The 14,998-nt window shown below is 67.5% G+C and carries 9 protein-coding genes and 1 pseudogene; 4 read left to right on the top strand and 6 right to left on the bottom strand.

What is annotated here, in order from left to right; translation table 11 throughout:
- Positions 1 to 50 precede the first annotated feature (50 nt).
- The gene (locus tag AB0L53_RS34640) at positions 51 to 269 is read right to left on the bottom strand and encodes a hypothetical protein (protein WP_364003089.1); all 219 of its coding nucleotides are present in this window, start codon (positions 267 to 269) and stop codon (positions 51 to 53) included.
- A gap of 84 nt (positions 270 to 353) precedes the next feature.
- On the opposite strand from AB0L53_RS34640, the gene AB0L53_RS34635 reads away from it, so the two are divergent.
- A complete protein-coding gene (locus AB0L53_RS34635) occupies positions 354 to 2,870 on the top strand; it encodes a DUF262 domain-containing protein (protein ID WP_364003087.1) in 2,517 nt (838 codons plus the stop codon).
- Between the two features lie 354 nt (positions 2,871 to 3,224).
- Complete coding sequence (locus AB0L53_RS34630) at positions 3,225 to 3,539, top strand: hypothetical protein (RefSeq protein WP_364003084.1); 315 nt, start codon at positions 3,225 to 3,227, stop codon at positions 3,537 to 3,539.
- 806 nt (positions 3,540 to 4,345) lie between these two features.
- Here AB0L53_RS34630 and AB0L53_RS34625 read toward each other — a convergent pair.
- Positions 4,346 to 4,486: pseudogene (locus AB0L53_RS34625) on the bottom strand (DUF664 domain-containing protein); the annotation flags it as partial.
- Between the two features lie 188 nt (positions 4,487 to 4,674).
- Positions 4,675 to 5,694 (bottom strand): LacI family DNA-binding transcriptional regulator, encoded by a 1,020-nt coding sequence (locus tag AB0L53_RS34620; protein WP_364003081.1) that lies wholly within the window; start codon positions 5,692 to 5,694, stop codon positions 4,675 to 4,677.
- Between the two features lie 396 nt (positions 5,695 to 6,090).
- On the opposite strand from AB0L53_RS34620, the gene AB0L53_RS34615 reads away from it, so the two are divergent.
- Positions 6,091 to 8,295, top strand: a complete 2,205-nt coding sequence (locus AB0L53_RS34615; RefSeq protein ID WP_364003078.1) for a glycoside hydrolase family 36 protein — start codon at positions 6,091 to 6,093, stop codon at positions 8,293 to 8,295.
- A gap of 82 nt (positions 8,296 to 8,377) precedes the next feature.
- Complete coding sequence (locus tag AB0L53_RS34610) at positions 8,378 to 12,532, top strand: discoidin domain-containing protein (RefSeq protein WP_364003075.1); 4,155 nt, start codon at positions 8,378 to 8,380, stop codon at positions 12,530 to 12,532.
- 175 nt (positions 12,533 to 12,707) lie between these two features.
- Here AB0L53_RS34610 and AB0L53_RS34605 read toward each other — a convergent pair whose 3' ends face one another.
- The 3 genes from AB0L53_RS34605 to AB0L53_RS34595 form a co-directional block, all read right to left on the bottom strand.
- Positions 12,708 to 13,586: a DUF1963 domain-containing protein gene (locus AB0L53_RS34605; protein WP_364003072.1), complete on the bottom strand. Its 879-nt coding sequence runs from the start codon at positions 13,584 to 13,586 to the stop codon at positions 12,708 to 12,710.
- A 220-nt stretch (positions 13,587 to 13,806) separates the two neighbouring features.
- Positions 13,807 to 14,094 (bottom strand): DUF3592 domain-containing protein, encoded by a 288-nt coding sequence (locus AB0L53_RS34600; protein ID WP_364003069.1) that lies wholly within the window; start codon positions 14,092 to 14,094, stop codon positions 13,807 to 13,809.
- Positions 14,095 to 14,293: 199 nt separating this feature from the next.
- The gene (locus tag AB0L53_RS34595) at positions 14,294 to 14,962 is read right to left on the bottom strand and encodes a DUF2993 domain-containing protein (protein WP_364003066.1); all 669 of its coding nucleotides are present in this window, start codon (positions 14,960 to 14,962) and stop codon (positions 14,294 to 14,296) included.
- Positions 14,963 to 14,998 lie beyond the last annotated feature (36 nt).

Here is a 14,998-nt window from a genome sequence, read left to right as displayed (position 1 = left end):
ACTGGTTCCTGCTCCGCCGACGGCGGCATGAGGCGGACGTCGGTGGAGAATCACCGACGTGTGCGGACGATGCTTGCATATTCGAGCCTTGAGCGAGGGCGAAATGGGAACGTCGCATAAATGATCATTTGCTGATGGGGGCTGAACGGCGTGTCAGTTCCTTCGCCGCTGAGGGAGTAACGCACGCAGACGATGCGGCGATAGTTACTTTCGGTTGATGCTGCGAATGCAGTCGAGAAGAGCACGTCATAACGGCTGATTGTCGACATCTTTGTCATCGAATTGACCGATCGAGGCGGGGCCACCGTGCTTCTCGGTTGATCGCGAAGTGCTGGAGAGCTAGGGGAGATGACGTGAAGGCCAACGAGACCACGCTTCGCAGGCTCATCCAGGGAGACCAGCAGTTGCTGGTCCCGCTGTACCAGCGCCAATACACGTGGGAACGCCCGCAACTCGTCCAGCTGTGGGCCGACCTCAAGACCCAGGTCGACGTCCTGGCCGAGGGGCGGCAGGACGCTCCCAGCCATTTTCTGGGGTCTGTGGTGCTGGCTCCGGGGCCCGAACTGGCGCCGAACCGGTCGCAATGGATCGTGGTGGACGGCCAGCAGCGGCTGACCACGCTGATGCTGGCGCTCTGCGCGATTCGCGACCACATGGTGGCTGAGGACCCGGGACACCGGGAGCGGATCGACGAGTTGCACCTGATCAACAAGTTCCAGCGTGGTGAGATGCGTTATCGGCTGCTGCCTACGCAGGGGGATCGGGCGGCGTTCAAGGCCTGTGTCGATGGGGTGCCGGAAGGTAGGACCGACAGCCTGGTCGGTAACGCGTACCAGTTCTTCAAGACCATGCTGGTGGAGTTCGACGACCCGGCCGATCCCCATGACATCGACCGGGTGGAGACGGTGCTCCTGGACCGGCTTAACCTGGTCCAGATCCTGGTGGAGAAGGACGACAACGCCTTCCGCATCTTCGAGTCGATCAACAACACGGGGATGCGACTCAGCCAGGTCGATCTGATCCGCAACTACGTGTTCATGTGCCTTCCCATGCTCGGACAGCATGTCTACGACGACTACTGGAAGCCGACCCAGGATCTACTCGATCCCAAGGCACTGGAACAGCTGATGTACCTGGTGCTGGTCCTCAAGGAGGGTGATGAGGCCCAGTACAACGCCGTCTATCGGGGCCACCAACAGCTCCTGCTGGAGCTGGCGGGCGACGAGGCGAAGGTCGAGCAGTACGTCAAGGATCTGCACCGCCGTGCCCGGCATCTGAAGCAGATCCTCAACCCGGATGGCGATTCGCCTGTCGCGGCGCGGTTGCGCTTCCTTAAGGAATGGCAGGCATCCACTGCCTACCCATTGGCGATGCGGCTGCTGGAGCTTCGCGAGGATGATCTCATCACCGACGAGGAGGCGGCCCAGGCGCTGTCGTACGTCGAGAGCTTCCTGGTCCGCCGCCTGCTCGCGGGGGTGACCACCAGCAACTTGAACCGCATCTTCCAGCGACTGGCCGTACAACTGACTGGCGAGGAGGAGGTGCCGCGGGCGGTGCGGACCGCGCTGTCGCCGGCCCGTCTGTACTGGCCGTCCGACGCGCAACTGCGCGAGGAGATCCGCAGCCGCGCCTTCTATTGGCAGGGCCGTACGGCGCAGCAGAAGCTGGTCCTGCGCCGCATCGAGGAATCGCTGGGTAGCAAGGAGCGGGTGGACCTGGCCGACAAGCGGATCACCATCGAGCACGTCCTGCCGCAGTCCATGACCGCCGACTGGCTGAACGAGCTGTCCGGCGAGGGCGATGCCGCCGACCTGCTGCACCGGCAGCTTGTACACACCCTAGGCAACCTCACCCTCAGCGGCTACAACTCCGAGCTGAGCAACAATTCTTTCGCCACCAAGCGTACGCAGCTTGGACAGAGCGGTCTGGTTATGAACCAGGAGATCGCCGGCTGTGAGCGCTGGGGCAAAACCGAAATCCTGGCCCGCGCTGACCGGCTGGCCGAGCGGGCGATCGCACTCTGGCCCGGCCCCGAGGAGACAGACCGGGGCAGCGCCGCTTCCCGCGACTGGACCCTGTTGCACACCGCGCTGGCAGCCCTGCCACCCGCCACCTGGACCTCCTACTCGGATCTGGCCGAGCTGATCGGCTCGCACGCGGTGCCCGTGGGCGTGCACCTGGCTACGGTCCAGGTCCTCAACGCCCACCGAGTGCTCACCAAGTCCGGGCAGGTGTCCGAGGGCTTCCGCTGGATCGACCCGGACGATGAACGCGATATCCGTGATGTCCTGCGCGCCGAGGGCATCTCGCTCGATGAGTCCGGCCGCGCGGTCGCTGACCAGCATGTCAGCGTCCGCGAGCTCGCCGAATTGCTTGGTCTGCCCGCCGCCGAGGACCTGGCTGAGTCTGAACTGGCAGGGGAGCACGATACGGACCTTGAGGTCGTCGGTGAACATGAGCAGCGTTTCGTGCGCCAGCTCAACGAGCAGAGCGGCCCGCAGGCCGCCGGCGCGGTCCATCGGGTGTTGGAGCACTGGCGAGCACGCGGTGGCCAGGTGCAGTACGGCACTGCCGCCGGTGCCTCCTGCGCTCCGGTCATCAAGATCGATGGAAAGCTGATCAACGTCATTCGCTTCTACGCCAAGACCGTCGAGATCCCTTTCGGGACGCTCAAGAAACGCCCGCCCTTCGACGACCCGGCATTGCGTGAGGAGCTACGGCAGCGGCTCAACGACGCGCCAGGCGTGGACATCCCCGTGGCCAAGCTGGAGCTCTACCCCTCGATCAAGAACACCCAGCTGGTCAACATGGCAGTCTTCGACGTCATCGTCGCTGTTCTCGACTGGTTCACCGCGCAGGTAACTGACTGAGTGGATGGGCCTGGACCTGACGTGAAGCACTCGCCGTTCATGATCAGGGCACGTTGAGGGCACTCCGCGTCCTGCCCGACGCTCATGGGGCCGCCCGGTTTACCTTTCCAACCCGATCGGTCTTAAGGAAGTCAGGAAGCGCCCGCCTGCGTGAGGGTAGGCCCCCGGATGCCTCTGGTATCGGGATGGATGCGGGCGTACTCTCACATCGAATAGGCGTTCGATCGCTGGGTTGTTGCAACTGGTATAGGCAGGTGTCCCCTTTCAGTTAGCTCATTTATGCATCAAGAGCATCAACGGTGATCTCTTTTCGCATCAAAACCAAAAACAAACCAGATGGCGGAGTCGGGAGACATGAACGACGAATTCTTCCCAGCCGGTTCTGTGGCTCATGATGATCCAGCGGTCGAACGGGCCATGGCGACGATTGAAGGGCTCCAGCCCTCCGAACGGAGGGAGCTCCTGCGCAGCTCCTACCGCGCAGCACTGGCCTTCCAGCAAACGAAAGACGTTGACCACCTTTTGAATTTCGCGAACAATCTCCTCGCGACCGTTCGTCTGCGCGGTATCCCCGATTATGTCGAAGCGGTAAGGAACGCTCCCAAAGACCGGAGCCGATCGGGCGAGTCGTTAGACATCGAAGAGGTGCTCACCAGACTCATGGAGTAGCCATGGCCGGGCTCCGGCTCCAGGCAGGAAGCGACAAAGTACTCGCGACATGGTGGAACTCAGCTAGTCCTAGAGACGGGGATCACCAGCTTGTCGCAGAGGTTCTGGGGACCATCCGCACCGGGACCTGGCAATCTCGATGGTACTGGACCGAAGATATAGCTGATGACCCGACTATCCTTCGCCCGATCTCCATCTGGCCACGCGACAACTTGGTGGTAACAGTCCGATTCTGGCCAGCCGAAGATCCGCCCGAGGTTGAATTAATCAGGATCGTTGATGTGGCAGACCTTCCAGAAGTTGACCTTTGAGAAGAGGTCTAATGCTCCAGTCGCACATCGAGATCTTGGGCTGAGTGTCTCGTCGAGGGCATTTCGGAGGTAGACGCAAGAAGGTAGGCGGCCACCGCTGTGATCATTCAGGTGTGTTGTGAAGATCATGCGGTGGGTGCGATGGCTAGGTTAGAACACCTGCAACGTGCTCGTCTGCTAGCTGGGCTGGATGATGTGTTGTAGCTCTTCCGTGCGTACACCTTTGAAGCGGCACGCCCGATCCGACGGACATCTACTTTCTCTCGATCACGTGGAGTTCGTACGCTTTGTTCTGCTTGTCGGCACCCATGACACGGATACCCGCAGGGAACGGAGGGCCGATCGCGGTCCCGAGCGGTCGTAGTGAGTGGGAGGGGTATCAGGCGGCTCAGCGCAGAGAAGGCGAACAACGAGCACGCGAGGCCACAAGACAGGCCAGGGAGAAAAGCAAGAACGCCAGCGGCAGCATCTGAAAAGCGGCAGGTGACGGCGCGGTCAGAGTCCTACTGCTCCATCGATCTGTTCCCGAAGCAAGTCGGGGTGTCCATTGTGCCGCGCGTACTCCTCCACCATGTGCATCAGTACCCAGCGCAGTGACACGGGTCCTTCTCCGGGTTCATTCCCGGTGAGTTCGAGGTCCGGCGACCGGTGACCGGACCGGCACGCCCAAGCAGCGCGACGGCCGCATCGAGGCGCTGCGCAATCTGCGCATCGCCCAGCGCAGCGCCGTCGACCAGTTCCTGGTCACGCCGAACAAAACCACGACCGGATCCACGGCGAGGCCGCTTTCGCCATGCTGAGCGGCGTCGCACCGATCCGTCGTGTCACCCTCGTGGGGGAGCGGTCGACTCCCGCACCACGAGCTGGGGTACCACGACGCTCGAGGTCGCGGTCATGTCGCCGTCGACGAGCTGTTCGAGAATGGTGAAGGCCCGCTCTCCGAGGTCCTCGAAGTCCTGATCGACGGTGGTGAGCGACGGCTGCCACATGGCGACCAGCGGCTGGTCGTCGAACCCGACGACAGAGATGTCACGGGGTACGTGTATCCCGCGGTCGGCCAGTGCGCGCATGAGGCCGATGGCGATCTCGTCGTTGCCGCACAGGACGGCGGTCACGTCGTCACGGCCGGCGATCCGCTCGCCCCAGCGGAATCCAGAGGTGGCGTCCCACTCGGCGTTCATCACCGCGGGGACGGGAATCTTGGCGTCGGTCAGTGCGGCGCGCCAGCCGTCGGTGCGCCCGGAGTGCTTTCCCGCGGTTGGGCCCGCGATGTGGTGGACAGTCCGGTGCCCGAGCCGGAGCAGGTACTCGGTGGCCTTACGTGCGGCCGTGCGCTCGTCGATGAGCGCGGCGGGGACGCCGCCGGTCCGGCGCGAGCCACCGCCTGCCACGATCACGGGGAGCCCGTCGGGGAGCATGTGCCGGGCGTTGATCCCGGCGCGATCGAACTCCAGGACGATCGCTCCGGCGGTCGGCTGGGCGAGCGCGAGATCGATGGCCCGCTTGACGTCCTCGTCCTCGCCTGACTCCACGACGGTGATCGTCACCGACATCCCCGCCTTGCGGGCCGCGGTCTCGATGCCCTGGAGGGTGCGGGCGTAACCGTAGTTGGCCGTCGCTCCGGCGAAGACCGAGACGAGGGTGCGCCGACCGGAGCGCATCGAGCGCGCGGCGCCGTTCGGGCGGTAGCCCAGGCGCTCGATCGCCTCGTGGACGCGGCCGGCGAGCTCGGGAGCGACGTACTTGGTCCCGTTGAGGACACGCGAGACGGTCGGCACGGACACCCGGGCGGCACGGGCGACATCGGCCAGAACCGGTGCGCGGTAGCCCTTCTGCGTGGTCATGCACCGAGGATATGCGCTGCACTCGTCGGATCATCGTTTTCCCACCGGCGTACGGCAGCAGATTTCCTGGAGGTAGCGAATTTGCTACGGGCTCTTGTCAGGATGTTGGGCGTATGTAGGATAACGATATCCCAGACAGTGGCTCAGAGGTGGGTCGATTGGTGCGGGATGGTCAGAACGATTCCTCGCCGGGCCGACCGGCGGGGATGTGTCCACGCGCCCGGGGGACAACGATTTCCCGTCGAGATGATTCGGGAGCGTGCACAGGCCGTCTCGAAAGAGAGAGCTGATGAGGATCAAGCGCACCTGCTCCGTGACGACAGGGATCGCCGCCGTGGCGACCGCGCTCGGGTGGCGCGACGAGTGGACGATCGACCCGGTCACCGGAGCGGTCGCGTGACCGTCACGCTGCCTGGGCTGCCCGAGGAGGACGAGCAGCACCTCGAGTGGGGCAACGACGTCCTCCGGCTCGTGATCGCCCACGGGCCGGACACCGCCCCCCGGCTCGTGGCCCTCTGGCACGCCGCCGAAGGCGGGCCGGACCTGATGGCGTTGCGTCGTTCGGCACTGCCGGTGCTGGAGACGGCGGTCCTGGGCGAGGGCCGGTCCGGGACGTCCGGCAAGCGGCACGTCGACGGCGCGGCCGCCCAGCGGCTGCGCCTCACCGGCCACCGCGAGCGGCGCGACGGCGATCGCACATGCCTGGAGCTCGACCTCGCCGAGGAGGAGGCCGGGCTGCGCGCCTGCGTCACGTACGAGGTGCACGACGGCGTGCCGGTGGTGCGATCGTCGGCGACGGTCACCGCGGTCCGCCCGGCGGTCCTCGACCACGCGACCACCGGCGTACTCTCGGGCCTCGGCCATGGCGCACGCTGGGAGGAGGAGCTCGTGCTCTGGGCGGCGGCCAACCCCTGGAGCGGCGAGTTCCGCTGGTGCCGCGCCACGCTCGCCGAGCGCGGGCTGATCGACGTCGGCATGGTGCGCCACGGCCAGGTCGGATCCAAGAACCGGGTCAGCCTGACCTCCACCGGCGCCTGGTCCACGTCCGAGTACCTCGCCCAGGGCATCGTCGAGGACACCCGCACAGGACGGATGCTCGCCTGGCAGGTCGAGACCAACGGCGCCTGGCACGCCGAGCTCGGCGACCGGTACGACGACGTCTACCTGCTCGCCACCGGACCGACGACCCTGGAGCACCAGTGGGCCGGCTCCGTGGGACCCGGAACGCAGGTGCGGACCGTGCCGGTCAGCCTCGCCGTCGTGCCCGGGCACCCGGACGGGCGCGAGACCACCCTCGGCGCGGTCGCCGCCGCATTGACCGCGCACCGCCGTCGCGTCCGCCGCCCGCACCCCGACCACGACCGGTTGCCCGTCGTCTACAACGACTTCCTGAACGGCCTGATGTCCGACCCGACGACCGAGCGGGTCCTGCCCCTGGTCGAGGCCGCCGCCGACATGGGCGCCGAGTACTACGTCATGGACGCCGGCTGGTACGACGACGAGCTCGGCGGGTGGTGGGACTCCGTCGGCGCTTGGGAGCCCTCCGTCAACCGGTTCCCTGGCGGAGGGCTCGGGGCCGTGCTCGACCGGATCCGCGACCTGGGGATGAAGCCGGGGCTGTGGCTCGAGCCCGAGGTCGTCGGCGTGCGCAGCCCAGTCGCCCGGAGCCTGCCCGCCGAGGCCTTCTTCCAGCGGCGCGGGCACCGGGTCACCGAGTGGGGCCGCCACCAGCTCGACCTGCGCCACCCAGCGGCCCGCGGCCACCTGGACGCGGTCGTCGACCGCCTCGTGGGAGAGTTCGGCCTGGCCTACCTCAAGCTCGACTACAACGTCGACATCGGCCCGGGGACCGACGCCGGGCGCGGCGAGCCGCTGGGCAACGGGTTGCTCGGCCACGACCGCGCCCTGCTCGACTGGGTCGGCGCGGTCATGGACCGGCACCCGGGCCTGGTCGTCGAGGGCTGTGCCGCCGGAGGCTCACGCACCGACGCCGCGACCGGGGCCGTGTTCCCGATCCAGTCGCTGACCGACCAGCAGGACTTCCGGCTCACACCCCCCATCGCGGTCGCCGCGCCCCTGGCGATCCCGCCCGAGCAGGCCGGTGTGTGGGCGTCCCTCGACGGGACGATGACGCTTGAGGAGACGGCGTTCTCCCTGGTGACCGCCCTGCTCTCGCGGGTCCATCTGGCCGGGCGGATCGACACCCTGCGCCCCGGGCAGCAGGCCGCCGTCCGCGAGGCGCTGGCCGTCCACCGCGCCGTCCGCCACGCCGCGGCGAGATCCGTGCCCGTATGGCCCCTCGGCCTGCCCGGCTGGCGCGACCCGTGGGTCGCACTCGGCGCACGCGACGGCGGAGACCTGTACCTGGCGATCTGGCGCCGTGCCGACGACGAGGGCCGCGAGACCCGGGGCGGGGACAGCGTGCACCTGCGGCTACCCGGGATGGTCGCCACCGGGGGCGTGCAGGTCCTGTACCCGACGTGGGGCGGTGAGTCCGCCGCGGCCGTCGACGGCGGCACCGTGGTCGAGGTCAAGCTGCCGGCACCGCTGTCCGCCCGGCTTCTGCGGGTCCAGGTCGCCGACCGGCCGGGCCCTTCGTGATGAAGGCGACCAGGGGCCTTCGTCCCTGAGCAGAGGTACAGCGCAGCCGGCCAGCTGCGTCCTACGAGAGAGGAGACCGACGATGATCACCACGAGGCTCGGCCGGCTACGACACTGGCGGCGCATGGCCGCTGCCAGCGTGGTCGGGGTCGCGCTGAGCACCACGCTCGCCGTACCAGCCGACGCGGCGGCCGCCGAGGTCGCCGGGACGGCGTTACCCAAGATCGTCGAGACGACGAGCGACACCGGGTTCGTCCACCCAGGCGTCGGACTGACCGCCGGCAACCTGGAGAACATGCGGACCCAGGTGCTCGCGGGCACCCAGCCGTGGGCCGGCTACTACGGCGCGATGATCCAGACCGGGTTCGCCTCACGGACTTTCAAGGCGCAGAACGCGGGCACGTCGGACGAGCAGCCGCTCAGCGACGCCTACAACGCCGTCTCGATGCGCTCCCGCGCGCTCAACGACGGCGTGGGCGCGCTGACGCAGGCGCTGCGGTACGTCGTGACCGGCGAGGAGGTGTACCGGGCCAACGCACTGCACGTCATCCGCACGTGGAGCAGCCTGGACCCGGCCAAGTACCGCTACTTCGCCGACGCGCACATCCACACCGGCGAGCCGCTGTACAAGATGCTCGTGGCCGCCGAGATCATCCGGTCCACCACCCCGGTCAACGACACCCTCGACGGGTACGACCTGCGCTGGACCGACCGCGACCAGCAGCGGATCAAGGACAACCTGATCCACCCGGTCCTGAACACGTTCCTGTACTCCCAGAACCGCCTGTGGAACCAGCACCTGTACGGCGTGGTCGGCATGATCGCGGCCGCCATCTTCCTGGATGACGCCGACCTGTACGCCGAGCGCGTCGAGTGGTACACCGTCAACTCGACCTACACCAGCGAGCACACGATCAACGGCGGCGACGTCAACGGGTCCCTCGCCTCGCTCTTCCGCGTCATCTCCGCCGAGGACAAAATCAACCCGTACGGGCACGATTTCGTCCAGCACATGGAGATGGGGCGCGACCAGGCGCACGCGCAGGGCGACGTCGACATCCTGACGACGCTCGCACGGATCGTGAACAACCAGGGCACCCGGCTCGACCCGGTGGCCGGCACCGTGTCCACCGCCGGCAACGCCGTCAGCCCGTACGAGTTCCTCGGCAATCGGACCCTGGCCGGCGGCGACGTCTTCTACGCGTTCATGCTCGGCGAGGACGTGCCCTACGTCGACACCTCCGGCGGATCCGGCAAGCTCTCCGGGGCCTACCGCGGGCGGCTGATCGACTCGGTCAGTGAGCTGTACTACCAGTACACCTATGTCGCCGGCGTCGACGTCAAGGCCAAGGCGCCGCACGTCGCCGAGGTCTTCGCGCACCGCGACGGCCCGCTCTACTACAACGGCACCGGGGTGGCGAACTTCTGGAACCTGCGCGGCTCGGACTTCAACGCCGCCGAGTACTGGGTGGCGTTCCCGCCTGAGCTCGCCGGTTCCAGCGATTCGGTGCCGCCGGTTCAGGACGGTCCCGAGCTCGATGTCGCCCAGTTCGGCCACGCCGTCGGCGACGGCGCGCAGCCGGGCGCCGACGAGGACGGCACCCGGTACGTGCGCCTCGACGCCGCCGCCGACGAGGGGCGGCTCGCGGTGCGCCGGGCCGTGTGGCCTGGCCGCGTCGGCACCGCGCTCATCGGGTTCAAGGTCCGCACTGATGCGGCCGCGACCCTCGAGGTCCGGCCCACGCCGGGCGCCCAGACGCACGCGACCGTCCAGCTCCCCGACACCGGGGGGCGGTGGCGCTACGTCACGCTCGACATCGACCAGGCCAGGCACCCCATCTCCCCGGTGGGCGACAACATCGTGTTCCTGCGCGCCACCGGTGGCAACGGGCACGTTGACGTCGCAGGAGTGCTCGCTCAGGCGAACGGGACGCTGACCCCGGCCGTCTTCGCCGCCGGCGACTCCTTGGCCGCCGTGGCCGTGGCCGGCGAGCCGTTCACCCGCATGCTGTCGGCAACGGGCGGCAGCCCGATCACGTTCCGCATGCAGGGCTCGCCGTCGTCGGCCACCCTGTCCAGCGACGGAAAGCTCACCTGGACCCCTTCCGCCGGCGACACCGGAAACCACACGTTCCTTGTCGTCGCCTCCGTCGGGGAGACCGACACCGCGCTGCCGATCACCGTCACGGTCGCCAAAGACCGGGCGGCGGCTGTCGAGGCGAGCCTCGACGGGCTCAAAGCGCCCGAGACGTACACGACGGCCACGTGGACCGACGTCGCCGCCGCTCGGGACGCCGCCCTGGCCGCGGTCGCCGACGCCGGCCCCGCCGAGTTCGCGACGCTGCTCGAGGACCTGCGCGTCGCCGTCGACGGTCTCGCGCTGCTCAACCCGCGGCTGGAAGACCGAACGCTCGACTTCTCCAGGATCGTCACCTCCCCGCTGTCCACCCCGACCCTCGTCGCCCTGACCGACGGCGACAACCAGACCACCTGGGGCGACCAGCGCGTGCTGAGCGTCGTGCTCGACTTCGGCGTCGGCTACCGGCTCCGCGCCGACGGGTTCGGGTTCCTCGCCCGGGACACCTTCCCCAACCGTGCCGAGGGCACCAACGTCTACGGCTCCGTCGACGGTCAGACCTGGACCCTGCTCACGGAGCACCCGAACGCCGGCGACGACGTCGGCATCGAGCGGGTCCCGGTCCGCGCCGACCTGCGCGACACCGCCTACCGGTATCTCAAACTGCAGGTTGACAAACCCGGCGTGCCGTCCGACCCCGCCTACCCGGGCATCTGGACCCTCGCCGACTTCCGCATCGACGGCGAGCGCTCCGAGGTGGGCCTGGACACCGTCCTGGACCTGGCCGATGCCGTCGACCTCGCCCCGTACTCCCGCGCGTCCGCGATCCTGTTCACCCGTGAAGCCGACGCTGTGCGGGCCCTCGCGCTGGAGCAGGGCGCGGACACCCGGGCGCTGGCCGTCCGCCTCCTCGACGCCTGGGAGCTGCTGGAGCCCGCCCCGGTCGGGGTCGCCAAGGTCCAGCAGCCGTGGGTCACCGCCAGCAGCCCGTCCTGGGACGGGCGCAAGGACGCCGCCGCCAACGGCTGGTCGATGTTCGACGGCAACGCCACGACCTTCACCGACACGACCCAGTCCTCCGGATGGGTCAGCGTGATCCCGGAGAACGGCGCCACCTTCACGGTGGAGTCCGTGCGATTCCTGCCCAGGGACGGGTTCGCCGCCCGGGCGAGCGGCGTCCAGTTCCAAGGCTCCGGCGACGGCGGGCAGACCTGGCAGACCTTCGCCACCGCCGGCACCGTGACCAGCGCCTCCTGGAACGAGATCACTCTCGACCAACCGGTGACCTACGGGGCCGTACGCGTCCTGGCGCCGTCGGGCAACACCAACCTCGCGGAGGTCCAGCTCGTACGGACGATCGTGGACACCACGGCCGTGCGGCTCTACCTGGCCGAGACCGACGGACTCGCGAAGGACGACTGGACGCCGGAGAGCTGGGCGACGCTCACCAACGCACGCACGTCCGCCTCCGCGCTGGTCGCCGACGGGGCCGAACCGACCCAGCAGGCCGTCGACGCGGCGGCCGGCGGCCTCGCGAACGCCGTCGCCGCCCTGGAGCCCGCGATCCCTGCCGGGACCACCACCGAGCCGCCCGGCCAGGGCGTCCTGTCGAGCGACAGCGGCTGGGCCGACGGGCTCGCGGATGGCAACCACACTGTCACGATGAGCTTGTGGTGGGGCCCGAACGCCACCCGGGTCAAGCTCTACGAGAACGGCGAACTCATCGCGACCCGCGACCTGACCGACGACACCCCGAACGCCCAGCACGTCTCCGTTCCGGTCACCGCGCGCCCGAACGGTGACTACGAGTACGTGGCCGTCCTGATCAACCGGAACGGGCAGAGCACGACCAAGCCGCTGACCGTTCGCGTCACCGACGCCGAACCCGGCGTCGGCGTGCTTTCCCACGACAACTGGGACAAGAACGACTCGTACACCGTCTCCTTCGACCTGTGGTGGGGGACCAACGGCACGGCCTACCGGTTGTACGAAGACGGCGTGCTCATCGACACCCGGACGCTGACCGCGGCGACCCCCGCTGCCCAGCACGTGGCCACCGCACTGACCGGCCGGGCCGCCGGCGAGCACACCTACCGCGCCGAGTTGGAGAACGCGGCCGGCGTCACCCGGACTCGCGAGATCGTCGTGAAGATCCGCTGACCGGGAAGGCCGCCCGCCACTTCGCGGGGCCTGTTCGAGCATGTGGAGGGCTGGAGAGCCGATCGGGCTTCCCAGCCCTCACGGAGGGCGACACGCTTGCCCGGCGGGCCAGCGCTTGATCAACCCGATCCCTCGGGAGGAAACCGCCCCCGCGAAAGGACACGAGATCGCGGTTCTACCAATCGTCGGGGTTGGCTCGCACCTGGCTCATGTCGCCTGCCCGGAGTGCTTTGGCCGGGGCGACAAACCGCACAATGCCCCCGTCGCCCCACTCCCACATATCGGTGCCGGCCAGAGTGAGCAGGTGAGCATAAGGCTCCTCCTGCGACAGCTCCTGCAACAGGTCAACGCCGTAGCTGCGGATCGGCGGCCAGCCGAACGCCTGATTGCTTATGCCACCCCACTCGATGCCTTGCTCGTCCACGCAGTACCTCGGCCAGGCATCCTCGCCGAACTTGTCGACCACCAGCCAGCCGGGATTCACGCGGTAAAGGGATGACCGCTCGATCTCGTCTCCGTAATCGAGGGTGCTGAGTACCGGATCGCAGTCGTAGGACGACATCGAGGGCAAAGTGACGACAGGGTCGGCGCGCATCCGAACCCGGTCGAACCTCGGGGCCGGATCCGGCGCCGGGACCTCGACCACGCGTTGCGGGTCGGCAGGCACGACCCGGCATACCCGCGGATCGTCATAGCTGAAGCTGCCGGCATCTTTCGGAACCTCCCTGGATCCGGTCCATGGATCCAAGAAGAAGAAATTGAGCAGCGTGGACCCGGTCGACGGGATCTGATCACCGAGCCATGGGCCGAGCGCGCCGACATCGAGCACGGCATACAGGCTGAGCGGCACACCCGCGTACACAGGCCACTGTGTGCCCGGCTCCAGCAACGCCGGGCCGCCCCACCGGCACAACCCGGTCGCCGCGGCGTCATCATCCGCGGGCTTCAGATCGAACCCGGGCCGCGCCAACGCCGCCAGCTGGGCCCCCACGTGTTCCCCCAGATGTTCAACGCACAGCTCACGCACGCCGGACAGCGTCTCTTCGTACCTCACCCGACCATGAAAGCAGCACAATGCACCTGAAGATCACCAGTTCCGAACGTTTCAGATCAGGGGAAGGCCAAGCCATCGGCACGCTGGATCTAGCACCGGGCCTTTCGGTCGCCCTCTCAGAAGCCTGAGAAACGAGAGAAAGCAGAGAAGAAGGCCAAGCCGATGACGACCGCGATAAGCCCGACGACGATTCCGCTGTAGCCGCCGCCGACGTCGTCCGCTAGAGCACCTCGGTCTCATTGCCGATGCCAAGGTCGGAGGTGGTGGCTGCCTCGGTGGTGATTTCCCGCCCCTCCACGGTCGTGAAGGTCAGAACAGGCCGCTGCATCGCCCTCAAGTGCTCCCCCCGACCCACGAACGTGGTCCGGACGTCGCTGACCACGCCCGGCACCCGCTGTGCCTGCCGGACGAACTGCTTGCCGTCGATGATTCCCTTGATCGAACGGAGAATGATCAGTGCTCCAAACGCCACGAACAGCAGCGGGAAGTACGGGAACAGATCTTCCAACGTGGATCTCCTTGGGTCGGCTGCATCGTAGAACGTCCTAGAGGACCGAAGGTTCCCGTCGTCAGCCGATGAGGAACTCGGCGTCGGCGTAGCGGTTGCTCTTGGTGGTGCGGTCACACGCACTGACAAGGTTGGCACCCAGCACGGTCACCTGCTGTGCCCGCTCTCTTCACGGACGACAGGGCGAAATGGTGTCATCTCATCCACGAATCGGCACGTCAAACGCCTCGGCGGAAAACTCCAGTCCCTCCGGCACACTTTTGACCCTGGTCAGCTTCACATCGAAGGGCAGATCCCCCTTGAACGGGATCGGGTAGGAGATCAGCTGCGCGATCTGGTCAGGCACGGGCACGCCCTGGATCTTGTCGGCCTGGAGTTTGATCCTCCCGTCGGCGACCTCGACGCGCATCTCGGCGTTGAACTTCACCTTGTCCGCCCCGATCGTTATCTCTCCCGAGGCCGTGAGCCGTCCCCCGTTGCCGCCGATCTTCACGCCACTCGGCGCGTATTCGTCGATCGTCGCCCTGGTGAGGGTGCCGCTGATGCTCACGCGACCTGCCTGGACACGGGCTTGGTTCTGCAGGACATCGGCCAGGGGCGCCGTCACGTCGTACGCGGCGCCCCGTAGGTTCCTGACCGGCACGCCGCCGTAGCTGAAAGTGCCGAGGTTGAACCGCACCTCTGGATAGCGCCCCGACACGGCCTGCGTGAGAAACGGGATGCCCTCGATTGACACAGCCGGCGTGCCGGAAAGGCCGGGAGCGGCGGCGATTCTGTTCGCCAGGTCGCGCTCGACGTTCGCTACGGCGACTCGGTCGATGATGAGGAGGACGACGAGCGCGATCAGGAAAACGATCACCTTCCGCATGGGGGACTCAGCATGCGCCGGCGGCCGCGGAAGGTC

The organism is Nonomuraea sp. NPDC052129, from assembly GCF_040680095.1.
Classification (GTDB): Bacteria; Actinomycetota; Actinomycetes; order Streptosporangiales; family Streptosporangiaceae; genus Nonomuraea.
Note: the sequence above shows the minus strand (reverse complement) of the source record. Positions and strands in the feature narration are given on the sequence as shown.

Excerpts from the sequence above, each read along its gene's own strand:
- AB0L53_RS34640 (WP_364003089.1), bottom strand. The coding sequence starts at position 269 with ATGTCGACAATCAGCCGTTATGACGTGCTCTTCTCGACTGCATTCGCA.
- AB0L53_RS34630 (WP_364003084.1), top strand. The coding sequence starts at position 3,225 with ATGAACGACGAATTCTTCCCAGCCGGTTCTGTGGCTCATGATGATCCA.
- AB0L53_RS34620 (WP_364003081.1), bottom strand. The coding sequence starts at position 5,694 with ATGACCACGCAGAAGGGCTACCGCGCACCGGTTCTGGCCGATGTCGCC.
- AB0L53_RS34610 (WP_364003075.1), top strand. The coding sequence starts at position 8,378 with ATGATCACCACGAGGCTCGGCCGGCTACGACACTGGCGGCGCATGGCC.
- AB0L53_RS34595 (WP_364003066.1), bottom strand. The coding sequence starts at position 14,962 with ATGCGGAAGGTGATCGTTTTCCTGATCGCGCTCGTCGTCCTCCTCATC.